The following is a 22,459-nucleotide window of genomic DNA, read 5'->3' on the forward strand; positions in this document are numbered from 1 at the left end:
AAACTCCGCTACGTTCCTTTCAATCAAATAAATCTCAAATATTAATAACCTGCGTTTTGTTTCAAGTTAGGGTTGGTATCAACCGCGCGTTGAGGGATAGGATAAACAGTTTTGGTTTTATCTGTTTTAGCCGGACGCTGATCAACCGGATCATTAAATTTCTCAAAACGGATCAGGTCATTCCTTCTCCAGCCTTCCCAATACAACTCACGGCCGCGTTCGGCAAGCAATGCAGTTAAATCAACCGAGGTTAAAGCCGATGCACCGCGAGGCACACGTACCTGGTTAACAATTAGTAAAGCTGTTTGGCCACTTGGATCGGTACCGCCACGTAAAATGGCTTCTGCTTTTTCAAGCAACACGTCGGCATAACGTAAAATTACATAGTCGTTATCTTCCCCGTTATCTGGTACGGTTCCATCGGCATTTGGGTGAGGGAAATATTTAAATACCCTGATACCCTGTGCCTCTGTAGAGAAGTTGAGGTTCACGTTCTCGGTAAATACCAGCGGCTGGCCACCCCTTTGTTTCAAGGCTACGTGACCCGGGCCATATTGCTGGCCAACAGCAAAACCTGCGCGTAAACCAACCTTATCAGTTAAACCAGGGTAGTCAACACCACGGCGTTCGTCGGTTGCTTCAAATGATTTGTAGAAATCGGCCAAAGTGGTGAAACCGTTCCATCCATCAGGAGTCTGGTTGTAGTGCAGGCCCATTTTCCAACGGTTTTTGGCTGATGCCGGTACGTTTGTAGGCGTGTTGTAAATACCGAAGATATTGCCGTGCGATTGTTCGGTATTATCCCATGCAAAATCCTGGAAGTATTTACCGGCAGGCTCTAAGGTATAACCGGCAGCAGTAACTTTGTTTGCATACTCAATTACCTTATCCATATCTGCTTTGGCAAATGTAAACGGACCGCCAACTGATGCAGCAGTGTACACAGCTTTGTTCAGGTACACTTTGGCCAGCAGGGCATCGGCTGCTGCTTTGCTTGCAACACCGATATTAGCTGAGGTGGTAAGATTAGCTTCTGCAAACTCCAGATCCTTGATAATAAAGGCAGTAGCGTCTGCACGGTTATAAACAATAGGCAAAGCCGAGTTTGGTGCCGATGGATCACGATACGGAGCCTGGCCATACAAGTCAACCACCTGGAACATGAAGTAGGCCCTTAAAAAGCTTGCTTCTGCTTTAATTTTGTTATCGGTAGCACGTTGAATAACCTGGCTGGCACGGTATACACCAATGTTCAGCTGATCCCAGGTATCGCTTACCTGATTGTGCGATGGTGTCCAGGTGTGGGTGTGTAATTTACGCCAGGTACCAAAATCGCCCCAGTCGGTACCGCGGGTTGGGCCCATCATTTCGTCTGTTGGATGCTCCTGTAAAGCGTAAGTATTTGCCTGGTCGGTTTGTCCGAATAATTGCGAGTACACACCATTCAAATCTGATGATGATGCTGCACCTCCGCTATCTACATATACCGAACCATAAGGTGTTTCATTTAATTTTGCACAGCTTGCAGCGGTTAACATAATTATCCCACTTATCGCAGCTATTGATGCTTTTCTTTTCATGTTAATATTTTTAAAAACCTGCATTTAAACCTAAAGTAAATGTGCGTGCACTTGGATAAGGTGTATAATCGATACCGCGTGAAGGAACACCATTTCTTTCCTTGTTGGTATTTACTTCCGGATCGAGGCCGCTGTAGCCGGTTATCAGGAATAAATTTTGGCCGGTTAACGATACGCGTAAAGTTTTAATAGATTTAGTTTTAAGTGGTACGGTATAACCTAATGTAGCGTTGCTTAAGCGCATAAAATCGCCTTTTTCAAGGAAGCGGGTTGATACCTCGCCCGAGTTAAGCGGATTTTCGTTGGTTGCAGCAACATCCTTGGTTACGTTACGACCGCTAACGAGGTTACCTTTGTAGAAAAATGCGTTGGCTGTATTGTTATAGATATAAAAACCGCTTGCGCCGTTTAACAGGAAGCTTAAGGTAAAGTTTTTATAGGTAAAAGTATTGGTTACGCTGGCCAAAAAGGTAGGAAGCGGACTGCCCTGCGGAGTAGCGGCGTCAATACCTTGCGGATAGATACCGAAACCGTTTCCATCCAAACCTTTATAGTTAGGTACGTTGAACGAGTAAAGCGGATAACCATCAGCAATAAACTGGGCATAAGCACCTGATAAACCCTGGCCGTCAATATTACCGGTTATGATGTTACGGCTGCCAAAGTTTTTAACACGGTTTTTAATGGTGGTCATATTATATGATACATCCCAGCTAAAGTCTCTCTGTTGTATCACGCCAATATTTAAGCCTAACTCAATACCTGTGTTAACCACTTTGCCCGGCAGGTTGATCCAGATGCGTGGGAACGGAGCCGGCTGCGCAAAATCCTGGTAAAACAGGATGTCTGTTTGCGATTTGTTGTAGTAATCTAAAGTACCGGTTACGCGGCCTTTAAATAACGAGAAATCGATACCTGCACCGTAGGCGGTTTGTGTTTCCCATTTCAAATCAGGATTTTCGGCGTTTAACTGCGAGTTTGCAGTACCGGCATAATTGGTTTGCCTAAGCCTTTTTGAAGCGTAAGAAGGGAAATCCTGGTTACCGGTTTTACCCCAGTTTAAACGCAGACTTAAATCATCAAATATGCCTTTAGGGCCAAAGCTTTCCTGGCTGATGCGCCATTTAAACGCTGCTGCCGGGAAGTTTGCGTAGTGGTGGTTTTCACCAAAACGCGATGAACCGTCTCTCCTGATAGTACCGGTGATAATATAGCGGTCTTTGTAGGTGTACTGTGCACGTGCAAAATACGACTGCAGTTTGTAGCTGCTACTATCCAAACCGTTACGGTTACTAAAATCATGCGGCATGTGATTTTTAAACTGGTTAAAATCATGCAAAAAGTCGCCGGGAGTTGGTGTACCCCATGCCAGGTTACCCCTGTTAAAGTTTTTGAAAGTTTGGTATGAATAACCTACCAGGGCTGTTAAAGCGCTGTTATCACTCCATTTTTTGTCATAGTTTAAAGTATGCTCGGTAGTGATATTGGTAAGCTTATTATGTACCAAAATACCACGGCCGTTGCCTGTTGCAGGCGGCACCTTAAAATCGCCGATATTGGCTTCATCGGTAAAACCTACAACTTTCGAGTCGTAATAGGTTTCCCTTTGTCCCCTCGAGATGTCTGCACCGATATTGCCTTTGTATGATAAGCCTTCAAACAGCTTTAAGGTCATGGTTAAGTTGTTCAGGTAGCGTTTGATATTATCAGTATCGTCTATCTGGTTAAGTAACGAAACCGGGTTACGGAAGCTGTTACCTTTAGGGAAGCCGTTTTCATAACCATTAATATCAAAGTATCTGCCCTGCGCATCATATACCGGGATGGTTGGGTTGGTTTGAATCATGGCACCAATCAAACTACCGTTAAAACCGGCGTTGTTTGTAATTGGAGCAAACCTGTCTTTTACGTTAGAGAATAATGATTGCAAATCGAATTTTAAACGACCGTTTAAAAACGATTGCGAAGCATTGATACGGGCCGAGAAGCGTTTCAACTCGCTCCTTTTAATGATACCCTGCTGATCGTCGTACGATACGGTTGCCCTATAGCTGCCGGTATTGTTACCGCCGCCAAAGCCCAAGTTATAGTTTTGCGATACAGCGCTGCGAAACACTTGTTTTTGCCAATCGGTATTGGCACCGTAATCAACGCCGCCTGCCGAAATAGGGCCTGCGTTTGAACCTACACTGGCTACGCCTTTTAAGAAAGCATCACGGTCAAGCAAGTCGTACCTTTTTGCTGCATTGGCAATACTGGTGCTTGCGCCAAACTGGATACCCTGCCCTTTTCTGCCTTTTTTAGTGGTGATGAGGATTACACCATTGGCACCACGCGAACCGTAGATTGCAGATGCCGAAGCGTCTTTCAAAACCGAAATGTTTTCGATATCCGCAGGGTTGATAAAGGCCAATGGGTTACGGGCCGATGAACTACCTGCGCCGCTATCAAAACCGCCCGAAGTACCGCCATTATCCAAAGGCACACCATCCACTACATATAGCGGACTGGTACCCGATCTGATTGAGCTTGCACCACGGATGTTAATGGTAGCACCAGCACCGGGCTCACCGCTTGCCGGGGTTACCTGAACACCAGCTATACGGCCTTGTAACAATTGCTCGGGAGTGGCAATAACACCTTTGTTAAAATCCTTTGAACCTAAGGTAGCTACCGAACCGGTTGCATCCTTAACCTTTTGCGTACCGTAACCAATTACCACAACTTCGTTCAGGGCACGGTTAGCTTCTGACATTTGCACGTCGATAGACGAGCGCCCGTTGATGGGTACGGTTACATTTAAAAAACCTACATAGGTAAACGTAAGGCTCGTGGCGCTTGCCGGAACCGAGATTTTGTACGATCCGTCGGTAGCTGTTATAGCCCCACCTTGTGCGCCTACAGCAGTTACCACTGATACTCCTATTAAAGGGGAGCCATCCTTTTTGTCGGTCACTTTACCGGTTATCACTTTATTTTGCGCCAGGGCCGGCTGCATCATAAAGCAAAAAACAGCAAAGAAACACACACTGAGTAAATGTTTAATTTGCATAAAACTTGAGATTTAGTTGAAATTGGTTTGTTGTTTGGCTTTAGGTTTTAACACGCTTTAAATGCGCTCCTTTAATTTAAACGAACAGCCGCATATTTGGTTTCATATATCATCAATATATAATATACCCTATAAGCATAAATGCCATCAACAGCGTTCCGGGTACCAAACAGATTAAGCGGATTAGTACGGGATGCAGGTGAATGATAAAACTGGTTGTTTGAAAATGTAACGGTTTACAATTATTACATGTTAAAATCTGATGCAATTTACTTATAAATCCCATCAGAAAAACACCTGCAACGGTTAGCAAAGGTGAAAACGGCTTATTTTAATATTTTTATAAATTTTTTCGATGTTTTTAAAAATCAAATATCTGATTTACAATAAATTGCATTTAAATCGAACATGAAAAATATAAGCTTTTTTTAACTGATTATGATACTTTTAAACGCAAAAAAGCCTCTTGAAATTCAATTTTCGGAGGCTTCATAAGCAATCAGTATATCATAAAATACTTAATCGTAATCAAAAGCCTTGATATCCATAATGCGTTGCTCAAAATGCTCGGGGTGCAGCGATTTGGCCTTGATGCGCATTTTATAAACGTAGATGGTATTAACCGAATACTCCAGTATTTTGGCTATAGTTTCGTTGTCGGCAATACCCATTCTTATAAGGGCAAATATCCTGAGATCGGTATTTAATACTTCGTCTTCCTCTGGCCAGATCTGATCCTTCTCGGCAAAAAGGCTATTGAAAACGGTTATAAAGTTTGGGAAAATTTTAAGGAAGATATGATCGAAGCTATAGTACAAACTTTCGCGCTCTTTTTTAATATCGATGTTATCCACAAAGGTATGGATGGCATCATACTTTTTCATCGACAGCTTGGCATCTATCGAGATCTTTAAATTTTCGAGTTTAACGATATAACCTGAAATGGCCTTAAAAAACTGGCCGATGTATTCTTCCTTGATCCGGGCATCTTCAATAAGCTTGCCGTTAATAACATTTAGTTGGATGTTTTTAGCCTCTATTATCCCCTCTTTAATTTTAAGCTTTTTCAACTGCTTGGCTATCATCACCAGGAAAAATACAACCAGTATAGCCAGCAGCGTGATGATGATCAGGAAAATCAGGAACCTGTTTTTTTGATGTTCAGTGTTATCCAGTTCGGCCGCTGCTATGAGCGGTAAAATGGCCGCTATCCTAATTTTGCGTTGCCGGGCACCATAAAAATCGGCATCGGCTTTTGCAATTTGTATAAAATCATATGCATCCTTTATATCGCCTTTTTTGTAAAGAATTTCCGCCACGCTGTGTATGGCCATGTTTTCACGCGTGGACGACTTGATGTCGGCGATAGCAGACTGGATCATCAAGTCAAGCGCATCATCACTGCGCCCATCTTCCAAATCGATTAAACCAAAGGTACACGACACCATTGCTCTTAAATGCATGGAGATAGGCATATTGGGTTTCAGTAGTTCGGCAAACCTGGCCCTGCCCTCTTTAAAGTCCTTTTTGTGAAATCCTTGCAAGCCAATGAGGTACGTGCGGGAAATATGATCTGTACCACAATAAGCTATCGCCGAATCGATACTTTTATTACCGGCCTCAACATAACCGGGACTAAAGTACCGGTCGTTGTTATAATTTGCGAGATCGTAGTAACATCGCCCTAAAAAAAAGTAATAATCAACTTTATCTGCATTACTGAGCGCCTGCACATTAACCTTACGCAGGTAATCAAAAGTTTCGTTAAACATGCCCGATGAAAGCAGGATAAACGCCATTTTCACATAGCTATGATATTCTTTGGGTTTGTTGCCGGTTACCTTGCTCAGCAAAATCATTTTATCCACATAAACATAGGCCGAATCAAACTGGTACGATTTGTACTCGGTATATAATTTATCCCATGCATCAAAGCGGGTGTCATAATCCGTTAATGAAAGAGTATTAAGCGAGTTTTTTATTTTTTTGATTCTTAACTCTTTGGCATCGTCGTAACCTGGTTTCTTAGCTATTTCATTCTTTAACTCCTCCAGTAACTTATTGGTATCGGTAAAAGCATTTGCACAAATACTAACTAACGAAAATAACAGGCAGAAAAAGTATCTCATTTTAGTTTTAACAGCTGTAAGAAAGTGGTAAGCGTTGCTTAATCCCGGTTTATATAATCAAATATATACATTACAAGCATTGCTAATACGTTTTATGCCCGATTTGTTTTTAAACATGCAGGGTATCAGACACACTAATTTCCCGGAATTAATCTTCGCCGAATATTAAATTATGAAAGTATGTTAACCATTAGTGTATACGGCGTAATAAAAAGTATACGCTGTTTAATTTTTGATACAAAAAACAGGGGGGTAAACAACAATGATTATTAATAAATTGATATTAATAAACCAGTAAAATCAAAAATTAAATAAAAGTTAACAAATAGCTATTTATGGCATCTGCCTTGTGTTTTCATACTCAAATACCCTGAATATGAAAATACACCACAACTCATCAGTTTCCGGGCTTTTAAGCCTGGTGCTTTCAGCAATAATTTGTCTTTCTCCATCCTTTGGCTGGTCGCAATCGTTAAAAGCAGGTTCTGTGGAATATCTGAAACAAAGCAATGGCATCGGGAACCTGCTTCTCGGCAGCAGCATTACAGAACTCCCTTCTCAAAACCTCAGCTATCTTGACGGTGACAGCAGCATGGATCCCGATAGTTGCCTGAAGTATCAATACCACGATGAAAACCTGCTGGCACTTGGCGATAGCTTATCGTTAGATGCTATAGGCCTGCGCACTTACCGGGATAAAATAGTGAATATATACCTGTTTTTTAAAATAAAGGACGCCTATAAAGTACTGAGTAATTTTTTAGATGCCTATGGCCCTTTTACTTCCCGACCGGATGCTTATGCCGATATTTACAACTGGGATACCAGCCGCCTGAGTTTAACGTTACGGTATGAGGTGAAAGCAGATTTGGGTGTGGCGATATTTACAAGCAAGGAACTTGAAAATGTGATAGCCGCAGATAAAACAAACCGGATTGCCAAAGCGTCTACCCAATCGTTATCTGCATTGTACTGATGGCACAAAACGCCCGCCTGTAATACTAATAATGTTGTAAATTGGCAAAAAGTGAAAATAAACTTTGCTTTTAAGGTAAAAACATCCTTTAATTTAAAAAAAATGAAACGAAATTTGCATCCGGTGGTTTTCTATCATCTTAAATCTTAATTTTATAAATGGTCAAATTATTTGTCGGCGGATTTCCACTGGAAATGACCGAACTGGAAATTGTTAAAATGATAGGTCCGCATGGCGATGTGGAAACCATAAAAATTGTACGCGATAAAAAAACCCGCATTTGCAAGGGTTATGCATTCCTGGAAATGAAGGACAGAACCGGTGCCGAAAACGCCGTGATTGCCCTTGACGGTATGCAGATGGCCGACCGTGTGCTAAGCGTGAAAATAAACGATGACTTTGTAAAGAAAACACCTCCCCCACGTAAATCATTCGGCGGCGGGTATGGCAATACCAACCGCGGCAATAGTTCCGGTCCGCGCAGCTATGGTAATAATAGCGGTGGAGGTTATGATCGTGGTAGTAGCAACGGAGGAGGCTACAGATCATCAAACAATAATAACAATGGTGGCGGAGCTTCAGGGGCGCCGTCCGACAGGCCACGACGCCCAAGAAAAACCATGTAAATTCAATTTACTTTTGCAATAAAAAATCCCATCGGTTAATAAACGCGATGGGATTTTTTTTATTGATGGCGTTTTTCAATTAAACGCCCAAATCCTGCATAATAGAAGCTATTTTGGCATCAAGCTGCTTATCTGTTTCAGCATAAGCCTCTTTGCTCTCCAGTTTACCGTTTACGCTGCAGTAAAATTTAATTTTAGGCTCGGTACCTGACGGGCGGGCCGAAATAATGCTGCCATCTTCGGTAATAAACTGCAATACATCTGATGCAGGCAATTCAATAGGTTTAGTAGTATTAGCAGCCAGATCAGTCTCAATCCCTTTTTCATAATCTTTCAGGGTAGCCACTTTTGATCCGCCTAAGGTAGCCGGAGGATTGGTGCGGAATTTCTCCATCATCTCTTTAATTTCCTCAGCACCGGTTTTACCTTTTTTGGTTAAGGAGATCAGTTTCTCTTTGTAGAAACCATATTGTACATAGGTTTCGAGCAGGGCTTCGAAAAGGCTGCTGCCTTTATCTTTGTAATAAGCAGTCATCTCGGCAATAAATGCGCTCGATACCACGGCATCTTTATCTCTCACCAGTTCGCCAACAAGGTAGCCGTAGCTTTCTTCACCGCCGCCTATAAAGGTTTGCTTGCCTTCAAAATGGGTCATCAGTTCGCCGATGTATTTAAAGCCGGTAAGTGTGTTATAATAGGTTACATTTTTGGCTTCGGCAATGCGCTCAATAAGGTTGGTGGTAACAATTGTTTTAACAATATATTCTTTACCGGTTAGTTTGCCTTTATCTTCCCAGGCGCTTAACAGGTAATTGATGAGCATAGCGCCGGTTTGGTTGCCGTTAAGCAATATAAACTCGCCATCGGTGTTTTTTACGGCGATGCCTACACGGTCGGCATCAGGGTCGGTTGCCAGTACCAGGTCGGCATCGGTTTCCTGTGCTTTTTTAAGGGCCAGGGTTAAAGCCTCTTTTTCTTCGGGGTTTGGATAAATTACTGTTGGGAAGTTGCCATCCGGAGTAATTTGCTCTTCAACCAAAATCACATTCTCAAAACCAAAGCGTTTTAAAGCTTGCGGAGTTAAAGTGATACCGGTACCGTGAATTGGCGAGTAAACGATTTTAAGATCTTTTTGACGTTGGATAGCCTCCGGCGAAACTGATAACTCAACAATTTTGCTCAGGTAAAGCTCGTCGATGTCTTCTCCTATTTCTTCGATGTTGGCGTCAACACGGGTAAATTTAATTTCGTCGATGCTGCTGATGGCGGCTACCTCGTCCATTACGGCTTTATCATGCGGGGCTACAAACTGGCCGCCATCGGCGCCGTAGGCTTTGTAACCATTGTACTCTTTAGGATTGTGCGATGCGGTAAGCATTACACCGCTTTTACAACCCAGCTGGCGCACGGCAAACGAAAGCTCGGGCGTTGGGCGCAGGGCTTTGAAAAAATACACGTAAATATCATTGGCCGAAAATACTTCGGCAGTGATGGTTGAAAAGAAATCGGCATTGTTACGGCTGTCATGCGCAATGGCAACTTTAATTTTTTCGCCGGGGTAGGTTTTTTTCAGGTAGTTGGCCAAACCCTGGGTGGCTGCGCCAATGGTGTATTTGTTAATACGGTTTGAGCCCGGGCCCATAATGCCACGCAAACCACCGGTACCAAACTCCAGGTCGCGGTAAAACGAATCGGTTAATTCGGTATACGCTTTATCGTCAATTAATTTTTGAATTTGCTGTTTTACATCAGCGTCATAATTTCCTTCGAGCCATGAATTGGCTTTGGCGAGAATGGTAGGGTCTAATTCCTGCATATTGGTACGTATTTTCAGTTTATCGGGTTCGGTTGCGTTCCAAAACCGGGTACAAGGTACCGGCTTTGAAACAGGCTAAAGTTAAATCATCTTTTTAAATATGCCAGTTCAAAATACAATAAGTTTTTGAGCCGGGGATGCTTAACCAAGCAAGGGTTTTATCCCCTAACAACAATAATAATTTAAAGTTTGATAAATCTGAAACGGGAGCCTATCGCCCGAAACATAGCGATCAAAGCACGAGGCACCTACGGAGCCGAATTTACGGATTGTAAATTGCTATAAACACGATACCCCTCCGGGGTGTTAAGCATACTTTTTAAAACTCCGTAGGAGTATCGTGTTTATAGCCAAAACATAAACATTTTTTTGGCTCCGTAGGTGCCTCGTGTTAGCCCGTCATTTTAAAAATATTCCCCTTTATGTAACCGGCTCAATTTTTCACCCTATTCTGTTCGCTTTCGGCGCCATTGCTATTATGCTTCCGCTGATCGGCCATAGCTTTGCCAAAACGGTAGCTCAATGATAAAACCGTAGTGCGGCTATCCCTTATGTTGCGGTAGTTGGCCTGCGTATTGGCCAGGTTATTGATATCTCCCCCGCTTATAAAATTGCGAAACACATCATTTACTACCAGTTTAAGCGTTGTTGATGCCGAGATTTTTTTTGACACCGCCGTATTGATTTTACCCATGCCCCTGGTTACGAACTGGGCATCGGTAACGCTGCTTTGATAGCCTCCGTCAAGCTGCAGCGTCCAATTCTGCGGTATTTTAAACTGGAACACCGGCCTGATAAAATAATAGGTTCCCTGTGTGTTTAAGGTACCTGTATAAAAGGCGCTGATGGTGTGCATATTCATTACATGCCCGTAAAAATGGATATTAAGCCATTTTGTAGGGTCGAAACCGGCGTCAACCGAAATACTCTTTATCACCTTACTGCCGATATTACCCGGCCTGCTGTAATAAATGCCATCCACAATTTCGATGGTTTCATTCACTTCATCCTTTGTTTTGCTGTAGCTAAGCGTTGTTGTTATGTTTTTCCAGGTATGCGAAAGTTCGATACTGTTAGTATATGAGGGCTTGAGGAAAGGGTTGCCGGTATAATAGGTAAACTTATCCAAAGGTGATAAAAACGGGTTCAGATCCTGGTAATAAGGCCTGTCAATCCGCCTGCCGTAGTTGATATTGATGGTTTGATTGCCTGCCGTATCCAATTTGTACTGCACATATAACGTTGGGAACAAGCCGTTGTAGTTACGTTTAAAAACAGAATCGGGTTTCTGAATATTACCAAGCTGGTGCCCGTCTGACGAGGTGTTTTCAAATCTTAAACCCGCCTGGAGCGAAACCCGTTTCCAATCCTTATTCAGATTTAAATATGCAGCGTTTATATTTTCCTTGTAGATAAAATGATTGGTTTTACCATAATCGGGCGTCGTAAGCCCATCTGTAGTATAAAAATAATCGGCAATATTATTGGTTTTGGTATAGCTTGCTTTTAACCCGGCTGCCAATTTAAAACCGCCTGCCAGCGGATGCGTATAATCTGTTTTAGCCGAATAGATATCGATGTTAGACGGCAGGTTACCGGTTAGCAAATCGTGATTAATATCAGCGCCATTGGGCAGATACGTTGTATTATCAAAACTTTGCTCATCGACGGTATGATAAACCAGGTAATCCAGATCAAAGCTTAGCTCCCGCCCCTTTTTATCATATTGGTGGCGGAAGTTAAGGTTGATGCCCCCGTTTTTCAACCGGCTGTGCTCGCGGTTAATAGCTACTATAGTGCTATCCAATACATCCGAAGCATTGAGCAACCTGCTGGTATTAAGCGTTCTGTCCTCCGCGGGATTGATCAGGCCGGTTAAATTAATGCCAAAAGTGTTTTTATCCGATGCATAATAATCCACACCAATTTTGCTGTTATAGCTTTGGCCTGTATGGCGGATATAAGAGTTTTGCAAAAAGTTGGACGCAATGCTGCCATCGGCATTTAAAAAATGACGGTTGATATCCAGATCGTTAAAACTATTAACCGTGCTGTAACTTATATTACCGAATACATTGAATTTATTATTGCGGTAATTAAAATTGAAGCTGTTGTTGGTTTTGCCAAAACGACCCTGCGAGTAGCTTAGGTTAAGTCCGCCATTAAAACCTTTAGCTTTATTCTTTTTTAAGCGGATATTGATAACCCCGCCGTTCCCTGCCGCATCGTATTTTGCGGGCGGGTTGGTCATCAGTTCTACCTGGTCGATAGTGGATGCAGAGAGCGAGCGCAGATAATTTTCGAGATCGGCACCTGATAAGTAAGTCGGCTTATCATCTATAAAAATTTTTACACCGTTTTTTCCTTTCAAACTAATGGCTCCATTCTGATCTACAATTACCCCGGGCGATTTTTCAAGCACATCCATAGCTGTTGAACCTGCATTGCTGATCAGCGCATCAACATTAACCACCGTACGATCAACCTGGTGCTCAATCAACGGTTTTTGCGCTGTAACAATAACCTCCTTTAACGCAGTGCCACTTTTTTGCAGGCTGATAGCCTGCCCCACGATACTTTGCTCCAACAATATCGGCGGGCTTTTATAGGCAGCAAAACCAATCATGGTAACATACAACCTGTAGTTACCTTTTTTAAGCTGCACTAACTGGTAACTACCATCGGCACCGGATATTGCGGTTTTAATCAGCACCGAATCGGATACGGTTTTTAAATATATGGTGGCACCTTCAAGTGCCTGCCCTTCTGTATTTGTTATTTTTCCGCTGATGGCAATATTGCTTTGGGCTTTTACAAAAGTTTGGGCAATACAAAGCCAGGCCGCAAAAAAAGCAGCAATTTTTAATTTCATATGAGTATGGATAATTAGGTGTTAACTTTTGAAGCTAAAAGCCAAATGCATAAAGCCTAAAGCTTTTTATTGACGATTGTTTTGGTTTTTGATTTGCTATTTTATTAAGTATTAACCCCGGTTATGCATGTTTTTTTGAGCATAGAAATCCCATGTTACCTTGAAAACAAAGCACGCCGGTGATAATAAATTTGATTATTGTTTTAAGCTGTTATTTGCTAAGGCTTTGTTTGGGTATCGGTATCGTAGTTATGATATAAGGTCCATCCGTTTTTGCCTGTAAGCGGTGGTACAAATTTGGCTTTGTATTTTTGAAAAATCTCATCGGGCTGTTTCTTTCCGTTGATGATCATCTCCTTTTCGCTGAGTTTAAAAGAAAGGCTGGGCGAATTTTCAGCAGCGAGACCGTCCTTTATCAACTCTTCGGTTACCTTATCCCCTATGGTAGGTTCTTTTGATGGTTCATAAGGCTTATTATAATCTTTATATGCCGATTGCTGATAGCCTGTTGTAGATGCCTTATATTCAGCTGTACGCGCTTTGTAAGCCGGGTCGTTATTTTTTACAGCCTGCAGTTGCTTAAACCGTTCGGCAAGGTTTATCGAATCCATTTTGGCCAGCCGCTTCATTTCGGATAGGCTTTTTTCGTTATTGCCCGTCATCGATCCTAATGATCCTTTTAGTTTACCGAGCCTATTTATTTGGGTTATTGAATCCTGTGTAACCAGTTTTTTAAGCGTATCTGCGGCTTCTTTTTCGCGGGCTTTTTTTATGGTATCGTCATTAATTACCGGCTGCAAAAGCGATGCTCTCCTGCTTAAAGTATCATGAGTTTCCATAGTGAGTTTGGCGTTCTGTTTTTTTACCGGCATCTCCTTTTTTATCAGCTGAGTGGCTTTAACTACCATGCCGTTAATACCGGCAGCATTGGTAAAAGCGGCGGTGAAAAGCATAGCTGCCAGCAACACAACACCAAGCAACGACCGCTCACGCAGGCTTAATGATTGGTTATTGCCCGATACCATGCGCTTTACCCTGCTTAATAAATGACCTTCCTTATCCTTTATAGCCATGGCAAAAGCCGGTGCCGATTGCCGGTACTGCTGGCAGGATACCAGCGCCCGGATATAATTTACCTTACTGCTGGTTTGCGATACAGCAATATCATCACAGCAATTTTCGCGCTCAGTGCGGATCAATGCTGAAAGCCAGAGCACGGCAGGGTTAAAGAAAAACACAATCTCCAGCAGGCTTTGCAATAAATTAACCAGGTAATCGCGCCTGCGGATATGGGCCAGCTCGTGCACCAGTATCGCTTCAACCTCGGCAGGCGGTAAAGCAGTTAACAAGCCAACCGGCAATAATATTAAAGGTTTAAGATGCCCTATTACCATAGGCACCTTCGCCAGCCCCGACCCGGCGATATGCACAATACCGGGGATGCCCATCCTTGCCGCCATGGCCGATACGTAGCGCTCCCAGCTTTCATCTACAGCAAAAACAGATTTACGTTTTAAATGATACAAACCGTGCAAACCGGTTAGCAGCTGCAGGCAACGTGCGCTAACTATCAACAGCCAAACCAATACAATACCGGCAGCATGGTTATTTAAATATGTACCGGCATTTGCTATAAATGAAGTTTGCCTGGTTACGACGGCCTGATTTACGATATTATTAACCGGGGCATTCCCATCTGTTGCTGCTATGCTTTGTACACTAACCGGCTTACCCTGGTATAAAACAGCAAAAGTAACCGCGACAGCTACGGTAAACACCAGCATCAACCCGATAAGCATATTGTACCGTTTTGCAGCCGATGTGTTTTTTGTACTCACCATAACAGCACCAGCCAGTAACGAAAGTGCCAAACCTTCCCATAACGAGTGCAGCAGCGTTGCACAAAGCGCCTCTGCAAGGTTGCCGGGCATCATATTTAACAGTGAAAATTCCATAACCGATATTTTTTTAGGTTAACGCCTATTCCTCCAGTTTTTTGAGAATCTCTTTTATCTCCTGTAATTCCTGATCGGATGTTTTTTTGTTGCCCAGCAACTGCATCACCAGCTTGCTTGCCGAGCCTTTGTACATCGTATCCACAAACTTATCCAGCAAATGGGCTTTGGTTTTCTGCTCTTCTTCGGCAACGCTGTAAATGTGCTTCATCTGGCTTTCATCGCGGTTCAGGATGCCCTTATCGGCCATAATCTGCATCAGTTTCAGCGTGGTTGTATAGTTTACATCCTTTTGCTTCAGTAATTCATCGTTTACGGCACGCACTGTTGAAGGGCCTTTATCCCACAGTACCTGCAGTATTTCCAGCTCGGATTTGGTTGGTTCAATTTGCCTGTTTTGCTCTTTCTCGCTCATAACAACTCAAAGGTAGAAAACTTTTCGTACGAAACAAATATTAGGTTAATTATTTTTGACGCAAGCATAAAAAAGGCAAACCACTATGTGGCCCGCCCCGCTCTTTGTTGGTATTGGTAATCGTTTTATTATTTGCCCGTTGGCCGGCTTGCACAAGCAAACCGGCATAAACAGGCGGATATACAGGAGTTGGAAAAGTATATCTGTGAAAATCGGTTTGCCAATTCCCCTTATTTTGGCAAACCCTCCTATTTATCCAATTCAGTGATGATCTTTTTTGCGTTATCGTTTGTCGGGTCGAGCTGCAATGATTTTTTATAGTTGAGCAGCGCTAACGGTTTATTACCCTGGTTATAATATGCTTCGCCCAAACTATCAAAAACGTTGCCTGAGTTTGGAAATAATTTTGTGTTGAATTCAAAAACCATAATGGCATCGGCCAGGCGTTTGCTGCCCATTAAGTGGTAACCTAACTCGTTAAGCGTGTCTTCGCCGTCAAAGCTGTACTCATCCCGGTGTTTGGCCTTAACATCGTTGTAAAAAGCAAGGATCTGTGCACCGTTAAGCGAATCGATTTTGGTGCTGAACTCGTCTACAAACGATTTCCTGATCTGGGCATAAGGCTTCCCATCTAAAATTGCCTCTATCGATCTGTCGATGGCGTAAAGGTTACCTTGTTTGTTATTGGTCATCAGGATAACGGTAATCCCCGCGGGCGCTTTACTTACCAGCAGTGCCTGGTAATTCATACTGGTGCCATCATGTATGTGACTGATCATTTTGTCCTCATCCATACTCCCGCCGCCAAGCCCCGATTGCCTGTTTGGGCCTATACCGTTAATGATCTCGCGGGTAGCAACCGGATTAATCAGTTTAAATTTGTCTATGGCATTTGCCCAGGCATAAAAATCATCAAGTGTTAAAGCCGTCCAGCCCGAGATGGGGTAAAAAAACGGATCGGCGTTACCTTTGTTATCATAAGCATGCGCCACTAAGGCATCTTTTTCTGTGGGATCGATAACAGCGGTATTCATCCCGGCCGGCTTCAATTCATCATCTTCAACAAACTGTTTAAAGCTTATGCCGGTTATTTTTTCGATAACGCGGCGCTGTAAAAACACATTGTTATTGTTGTAGTTATATTTTTTACCCGGTACAGAATTAAGCTGAGCTATCTTCATTAAATCGGCCATATTATCGGCATCGCTTTTAACCGTTTTCCATTGAACATCAGGTAGGCCGCTGGTGTATTGCAGCAGGTTAATGATGCTCATCGAGTCGGCCCAGGCCGGTAGTTCGGGCAGGTATTTGGATAATTTATCGTCCAGGCTAAGCTTACCCTTTTGTTGCAGCATCATGATGCCAACGGCATTAAACTCTTTGGCTATCGAGCCGATATGAAAACGGTAGGCCTCGGTAAGTTTGGTAGTTTTGGAGGCATCGGCATAACCTAAGGCGGCTTTATAAATCACTTTGCCGTGATCGGCCACCAGCACATTGCCGTTAAACATACCAAGCCGGTTAGCACGGCGCATCAGCGTATCAATATTGGCTGCCTTATTATTTTGTGCTAAGACAGATGCGGTGCATAAAACACCCATCATAAACAAAGGCAACCTGTATTTCAAATTCAGTTTCATAAGGCGGGTTTTGATGATATAGAGACGACAATAACCTACGTTATGTTACAAGCAAACGGTTGTTATTTAATCCCTTCCTGCTGATAGATCCAGGCCAAAATAAAAGCGCAGCTGGCCAAACCGGTATCTTTAAGTGCATTGGTTATTTTACCGCCATCAAAATGACTGTTGATAAGCAGCGGGATATGGATGGTTAAAATAAAAACCCATATCATGCATGCTAACAGCAAACAACCCCATTTGGCGCATATACCGATATAAATACTCACTGCCGATGACATAAGGGCAAGCGCTGTAAAGTACACCCAGAACAAATGAAATGGGATCCATCCTGGTACCAGTGTGGCTACAAAATCTGCATACATAAAATGCTGGATCCCGAAAATGAACATTACCGTTGCATAAATATATGCGCTTACTTTAGCTGCCTGTTTCATTGTGAATTACGTTTGGTATATTTAGGTTTAATTTTGAATTGCAGGTAAAATTAAGGAAGCAACCGCCCGTGGTGCAATTCATAGCCTGTACAAGTTGGTACAAGCCGGTACAAATAAAAATTGAACCGCTTTATCAGCTATTTTTAACCAATGGATATGCCTGTACAAGATTTATTGATAGCCGAGCTGATAAAACAGTACCAAACTTTTACCGGCTGGGGCGACAGCGACAGCTGGACCAACCAGGATTTTATTAACCTGAGCGACAAGATCCAGGAAAAAACCGGTGCATCAATAAGCCATGTAACGCTTAAGCGTATTTGGGGAAAGGTAAAGTATAACAGCCTGCCCAATACCTATACCATGGATACCCTGGTGCAATTTCTGGGGTACGAAAATTACCGGGTTTTCAGCAGTCAGTTTGCCGCGCCGCAGCAATTACCCGGGGATGAGCAGCCTCCGGTCTCCAACAAACAGCGAAAGAAACGCTCATTATCCAAACCGCTTACATTAGGAATACTAACACTTGCCGTATTGCTGCTGGTAATCATTATAGCATCAAGAGTGGAGCACCCTAAACCGGCACCGGTTATCCGCGACAGCGATTATTCGTTCAATAGCAAAACGGTGGTTACATCGGGCTTGCCCAATACGGTTGTGTTTAATTATGATGCCCGCAAAGCACCGTATGATTCGGTAGCGATACAACAATCATGGGACAGGCACCTGCGGGTTAACGTTTCCAAAAACGGGCATCAGCATACTTCCATCTATTACTTTCCCGATTTTTATTTTGCCAAGCTGATAGTAGGCGGCCGCATTGTAAAACAGCACGAGCTGCTCATCAAATCAAACGGCTGGCTACCCGTGGTTGAGCGGGATCCTGTACCCGTATATTATAAAAAAGAAGATGCTATAGCTGATGGAAAACTTTCCCTCCCCCAACAAAGAATTGAAGAGCGGAACATCAACATGCAGCCCAACCCACCGCATGTAATTTATACCAACGTGGATGATTTCGGCGAGATCTACAGTGATGATTTCACCTTCGAAACGGCTATCAAAAATAACTACAACGAAGGCGCTGCCGCCTGCCAGCAAAGCACGGTTTATATTTTGTGCAAAGGTACTGCGATGTGGATCCCTTTTGGCACCAAAGGCTGCGTGTCCAACCTTGATATGTACTTTGCCGGCTACCAGGTATCGGGCAAGCAAACTGATCTATCCATGTTCGGGGTTGATTTTGGTGATTATATCCCGCTAAAAATAACATCACATGCGGGCAAGGCCAAAGTTTTTGTGAACAACAAACTGGTTTATACCATTGATAAGAAGATTGACAGGGCAAAGATTATCGGAGTGCTTTACCGCTTTGAGGGAACCGGGGCTGTTGACTATGTGAGATTGAAGAATGATAAGGTTAATTATGATGAGGAGTTTTGATGATATCGCAGAATCTGCTCACCCGATCTACGCTTCGCCGGACCACCCTCTCTCCGGCAAGCCGCAAAGAGGGTAGGAAAAATAAAGAAACAAACAATCCCTTCTTTACGCGCAGCGATGTCGGGGTGAGTAAAGAAATTAGGAAGGGTTATTTTCCTGGGATATAATCGATAACACCTCATTTTTAATAGCCGGAGGCAAGATCATCATCGGCTTTGATACAATTTCTTTATCCTTTAACGGCGATGGGCAACTCCCCACCAACACAAAACAACCTTTTTCAGCTTCAAAAGTTACCACTATTTTCAGTTCTTTTAGCGCTTCCAGATCCTGGTAGGCAACATGGCTACTGATATTGAAATGCTGTTTCAGCAGGTCGATGCTTACCACATCTCTGCTTTGCAGCAATACCAATAGTTTAAGTAACCTGTCGGCCCTGTTCATACCTTAACGCATTTTTTCATACAAATGTGTTGAGGTGTAATGACAACAGTGTGTCAGCAGAGAAATTTGATGATTAACAAGGAAATATCAAAACCGGAAAATGCGCGTGCGGTTGCCCGGCATGCGCATCATAATGTTCCCAAACGGCGTTTAATTGCGAACTGCGGTTGCTCAGCACAAACAGATCAACCTGCATAATATTGGTCAATACATCGATGGTTTTGGCAACCTCCCTTTCCCTGATATTCATCAGGCCGAGATTGTAGTTGCCAAATGATTGCGCAAAAACAGTTTGTGCATAAGCATCGTGCATATGGGGTACGCCTAGCTCGGCCACGTTAAATAGCTTTGCTTTTGTATTGGTTGATGAAGTAAACTGGTTGATAAAACAAGTGATGTTCTTTTTAGCAAACCTTAGATCGGTTAAATACCCTATATTACGCAGACTAAAGTTCACATCCTCCGGAACCGCCAGCACCGGGCAGCTGGTGTGATGTAAAATTGTCTTAAGTTCTTCGTTGATGGCCTGCGCCGTGCCCGAAACTCCTTTTATTATGATCCCGGTATCGTATTTAACCGTTAGCTCATGGATAGACATGCCGAGCGTATCGATGTAGCTTAGGGAAATGACATGATCAGCTACGTGATTATGTTCATGAACGTTTACCTCATCATGCAAAAAACTATCTTCGGGAACCGTTTGCTGCGCAGATAAGCTGCGTGATTCGGGGACCGTGTAGGTAACAACAACCTTAACGTTCAATTTTTCACTTAATTCGCTCGCGTAAGCAAGGGCGTTCCGGCTCTCACTTTTAAGGTTGTGGATTACCAAAATAGATTTCATATAGCGTAGATATTAGATGAGATGTATTAAGGTAAAACGCAGTATAATTAAAAAAGGTTTTTTAATTTCTAATTAAATCCGTCATAAAATTGTCAAGTCATTATTAAAACCGGATTAGACTTATCAAAATAGAAAAAGCCCTGTTCCGGCGCCGAACAGGGCTTAACTAAAAAGCAATTAAAAAAGTTTTATTGATGGTCGATGTCCGAACCCACCTGCTTCTTTTCCACGGGTTTAAATTGTTGTTTGATAAACTCGGGGTTGCTATTGCCGTAGGTTGGATTGCCGGAAAAGAAACCAAAAGGCATCAGCGTAAAACCCATATGATGTACCGACATGATCGGCCATTCTTCCGGGCGAACAATATGCGTGATGCCGGCCACGTACCATAGCACCACATCGTTATCGCCTATCTCCCGGTTTTTGGCCGTCCACTCGGGCAGGCCATCGTAAACTTTGTTACTGGCGGGGTATTTACCTGCCGGATAAATTTCGTTTTCATGATACTGAGTTACCCAAAACTGGTGATTTAAAAAGCCTGCCTTTTTACGCAGCAGCGAGGTTTGCGGTACGAAAGTTTTGGCCTGTCCACCCGGCATCAGCATATAACCTACGTGGCCGCCAAATTCATTCATCTCCTTGTTATTCACTATGTGCCAGTTGCGGGCGCTTTGGTAGTTAACATCGCGCTGGGCTTCCTTCTCGTTCATAAACATGGTATCATCCACATAAAACGCGTTTTGATAAGGATTATCCTTACCCGGCGGCACGGCTTTGCTGTTCATTTCCATTACACTGTTATTTTGCGCGCCGTCGATATCCATATCCAGCCTGAAAACAAAAAAGTGCTGATGATTAATAGCTTCCACATGCTTATGCACCAATGTGCCGAACGAATGACCCTGGTACGAATAATCATTCTTGTTGATACCCATGCTCATTTCGGTGGTGCGGTGTACACCCTTCACTTCTACAATACCGGTAAGCTCAATGTCTACGTCGATAGTGCCATCCTCCTTAAACCGCCAGGTGAAGGCATAATCGTAGTTCTCGATCATGGTATAGTATTTAATTACCAGATTGGTGGCCCTGCGCGATACCGTGCCATGACGCCATAACACGCCGCCGTATTCTTCATAAACAGCCACCGCTCTATCCACCTGGAAAGGTGTGCCGTTTTCGCGATGAAGGATGGCCGGCATATACTCGGCGTTCTCGGGCGCATCGGCACCGGGGGTTAGGGATTGTGCTGTGCCTTGACCCAAACGGTATTCGCCTGCATCAAAAAAGTTGTAGGTTGCCTGGAACAAATCGGGCGAGCCATAAGGTACCACCATCTCCGGCATCGAACCGCGGTACATGATGGAACGTTCTTTACCATTATCGTTAAAACGCACATCGTAAATCACTAAACCTTCACGATTATCTACCCCATAGCGCAGTTTCCAGTTTTGCCAGGTAATTTCATGGCCGTTAACGGCAAAGGTATGCCCATCGGGCTGTGTGATCATGAGCGGCTTTGGCGCAGGCAGCGTTTCCTTAACCGAATCTTTATTGAAGTAATACAGATCGGTTTTATCGCTGAAAGCATTGGCTTCATCCACTATCTTCAGGATTTTACCAGTAGTGAAATCGGTATAAGCCATCAAGCCCTCAATATCCACATTGTTCTTTTTACGCCTTGCTATCACCATCTGCTCCCTATGACCAATTGGCGCAATGCCGATATCGCCCACAAAAATGCTGCGGTGCGTTACCGAATCGATTGAGATACCGCGCTTTTTCAAAGCTGCTATCCAGGCTTTATCCTTCCGTACAATGGTGTTAGCCACCGAATCGGCCTCGAGGCCCATCCCTATTACATTGGGAATGTTTTTAACCGAGATCACCTTTTCGGCATTCAGATCAACCACGGCTTCGGTAACGCCGTTTTTGTTGTAATCATAAAAGCTGGTAAAAGCCTCGCGCCGGGTGTGTGCGCCGGGTTTATAGGCAAGCACTTCGCTTTTAGGCGGCTCTTTCAGGTTAATGATATTAAAAATATCCTTGCCGGTTGTGGTTTTACTGTCTTTCAGTATCTGCACAACCTTTTTCATTTCGGCCGCCGAAAGCGGATCGAGCGGGTAAGTGTTGCCGCCGGTTTGGGCAAATGCAGGCGCGCTGCAAAGCAACCCTACGCCAAGGGCATAAAGTAACGGGGTTTTAATCATTTTATGTTGTTTAAAGAGTG

At 43.4% G+C, this 22,459-nt stretch carries 15 protein-coding genes; 3 read left to right on the forward strand and 12 right to left on the reverse strand.

Annotation, left to right across the window (positions count from 1 at the left end; translation table 11 throughout):
- Positions 1 to 41 precede the first annotated feature (41 nt).
- From HYN43_RS10410 to HYN43_RS10420, 3 genes are all read right to left on the reverse strand, one after another.
- Positions 42 to 1,580, reverse strand: coding sequence for a RagB/SusD family nutrient uptake outer membrane protein (locus HYN43_RS10410; RefSeq protein ID WP_162996408.1), 1,539 nt, complete (start codon positions 1,578 to 1,580; stop codon positions 42 to 44).
- A 10-nt stretch (positions 1,581 to 1,590) separates the two neighbouring features.
- Positions 1,591 to 4,581: a SusC/RagA family TonB-linked outer membrane protein gene (locus HYN43_RS10415; protein WP_162996409.1), complete on the reverse strand. Its 2,991-nt coding sequence runs from the start codon at positions 4,579 to 4,581 to the stop codon at positions 1,591 to 1,593.
- A 569-nt stretch (positions 4,582 to 5,150) separates the two neighbouring features.
- Complete coding sequence (locus HYN43_RS10420; RefSeq protein ID WP_119411634.1) at positions 5,151 to 6,761, reverse strand: DUF6377 domain-containing protein; 1,611 nt, start codon at positions 6,759 to 6,761, stop codon at positions 5,151 to 5,153.
- Between the two features lie 376 nt (positions 6,762 to 7,137).
- Between HYN43_RS10420 and HYN43_RS10425 the strand changes: the two genes are divergently transcribed.
- Complete coding sequence (locus HYN43_RS10425) at positions 7,138 to 7,737, forward strand: hypothetical protein (protein ID WP_162996410.1); 600 nt, start codon at positions 7,138 to 7,140, stop codon at positions 7,735 to 7,737.
- Positions 7,738 to 7,895: 158 nt separating this feature from the next.
- The gene (locus HYN43_RS10430) at positions 7,896 to 8,363 is read left to right on the forward strand and encodes an RNA recognition motif domain-containing protein (RefSeq protein ID WP_119411636.1); all 468 of its coding nucleotides are present in this window, start codon (positions 7,896 to 7,898) and stop codon (positions 8,361 to 8,363) included.
- 79 nt (positions 8,364 to 8,442) lie between these two features.
- Here HYN43_RS10430 and HYN43_RS10435 read toward each other — a convergent pair whose 3' ends face one another.
- From HYN43_RS10435 to HYN43_RS10465, 6 genes are all read right to left on the reverse strand, one after another.
- Positions 8,443 to 10,179 carry a phospho-sugar mutase gene (locus HYN43_RS10435; RefSeq protein ID WP_119411637.1) on the reverse strand — a complete coding sequence of 579 codons (1,737 nt, stop codon included), beginning with the start codon at positions 10,177 to 10,179 and terminating at the stop codon, positions 8,443 to 8,445.
- Between the two features lie 433 nt (positions 10,180 to 10,612).
- On the reverse strand, positions 10,613 to 13,051 hold the full coding sequence (locus HYN43_RS10440; RefSeq protein WP_119411638.1) for a TonB-dependent receptor: 2,439 nt from the start codon (positions 13,049 to 13,051) through the stop codon (positions 10,613 to 10,615).
- A 218-nt stretch (positions 13,052 to 13,269) separates the two neighbouring features.
- The gene (locus HYN43_RS10445) at positions 13,270 to 15,006 is read right to left on the reverse strand and encodes a M56 family metallopeptidase (protein WP_119411639.1); all 1,737 of its coding nucleotides are present in this window, start codon (positions 15,004 to 15,006) and stop codon (positions 13,270 to 13,272) included.
- A gap of 25 nt (positions 15,007 to 15,031) precedes the next feature.
- The gene (locus HYN43_RS10450) at positions 15,032 to 15,421 is read right to left on the reverse strand and encodes a BlaI/MecI/CopY family transcriptional regulator (RefSeq protein WP_119411640.1); all 390 of its coding nucleotides are present in this window, start codon (positions 15,419 to 15,421) and stop codon (positions 15,032 to 15,034) included.
- A 248-nt stretch (positions 15,422 to 15,669) separates the two neighbouring features.
- Positions 15,670 to 17,061, reverse strand: a complete 1,392-nt coding sequence (locus HYN43_RS10460) for a serine hydrolase (RefSeq protein ID WP_119411642.1) — start codon at positions 17,059 to 17,061, stop codon at positions 15,670 to 15,672.
- A gap of 62 nt (positions 17,062 to 17,123) precedes the next feature.
- Positions 17,124 to 17,498 carry a DoxX family protein gene (locus HYN43_RS10465; protein WP_119411643.1) on the reverse strand — a complete coding sequence of 125 codons (375 nt, stop codon included), beginning with the start codon at positions 17,496 to 17,498 and terminating at the stop codon, positions 17,124 to 17,126.
- Positions 17,499 to 17,654: 156 nt separating this feature from the next.
- Between HYN43_RS10465 and HYN43_RS10470 the strand changes: the two genes are divergently transcribed.
- Positions 17,655 to 18,941 (forward strand): hypothetical protein, encoded by a 1,287-nt coding sequence (locus HYN43_RS10470; RefSeq protein WP_162996411.1) that lies wholly within the window; start codon positions 17,655 to 17,657, stop codon positions 18,939 to 18,941.
- Between the two features lie 138 nt (positions 18,942 to 19,079).
- Here HYN43_RS10470 and HYN43_RS10475 read toward each other — a convergent pair whose 3' ends face one another.
- From HYN43_RS10475 to HYN43_RS10485, 3 genes are all read right to left on the reverse strand, one after another.
- Complete coding sequence (locus HYN43_RS10475; protein WP_119411645.1) at positions 19,080 to 19,385, reverse strand: HTH domain-containing protein; 306 nt, start codon at positions 19,383 to 19,385, stop codon at positions 19,080 to 19,082.
- A gap of 73 nt (positions 19,386 to 19,458) precedes the next feature.
- Positions 19,459 to 20,229 carry an adenine nucleotide alpha hydrolase family protein gene (locus HYN43_RS10480; RefSeq protein WP_119411646.1) on the reverse strand — a complete coding sequence of 257 codons (771 nt, stop codon included), beginning with the start codon at positions 20,227 to 20,229 and terminating at the stop codon, positions 19,459 to 19,461.
- Between the two features lie 188 nt (positions 20,230 to 20,417).
- Positions 20,418 to 22,439 (reverse strand): copper amine oxidase, encoded by a 2,022-nt coding sequence (locus tag HYN43_RS10485; protein ID WP_119411647.1) that lies wholly within the window; start codon positions 22,437 to 22,439, stop codon positions 20,418 to 20,420.
- Positions 22,440 to 22,459: the final 20 nt, after the last annotated feature.

The sequence above is a fragment of the Mucilaginibacter celer genome (assembly GCF_003576455.2).
Taxonomy (GTDB): domain Bacteria; phylum Bacteroidota; class Bacteroidia; order Sphingobacteriales; family Sphingobacteriaceae; genus Mucilaginibacter; species Mucilaginibacter celer.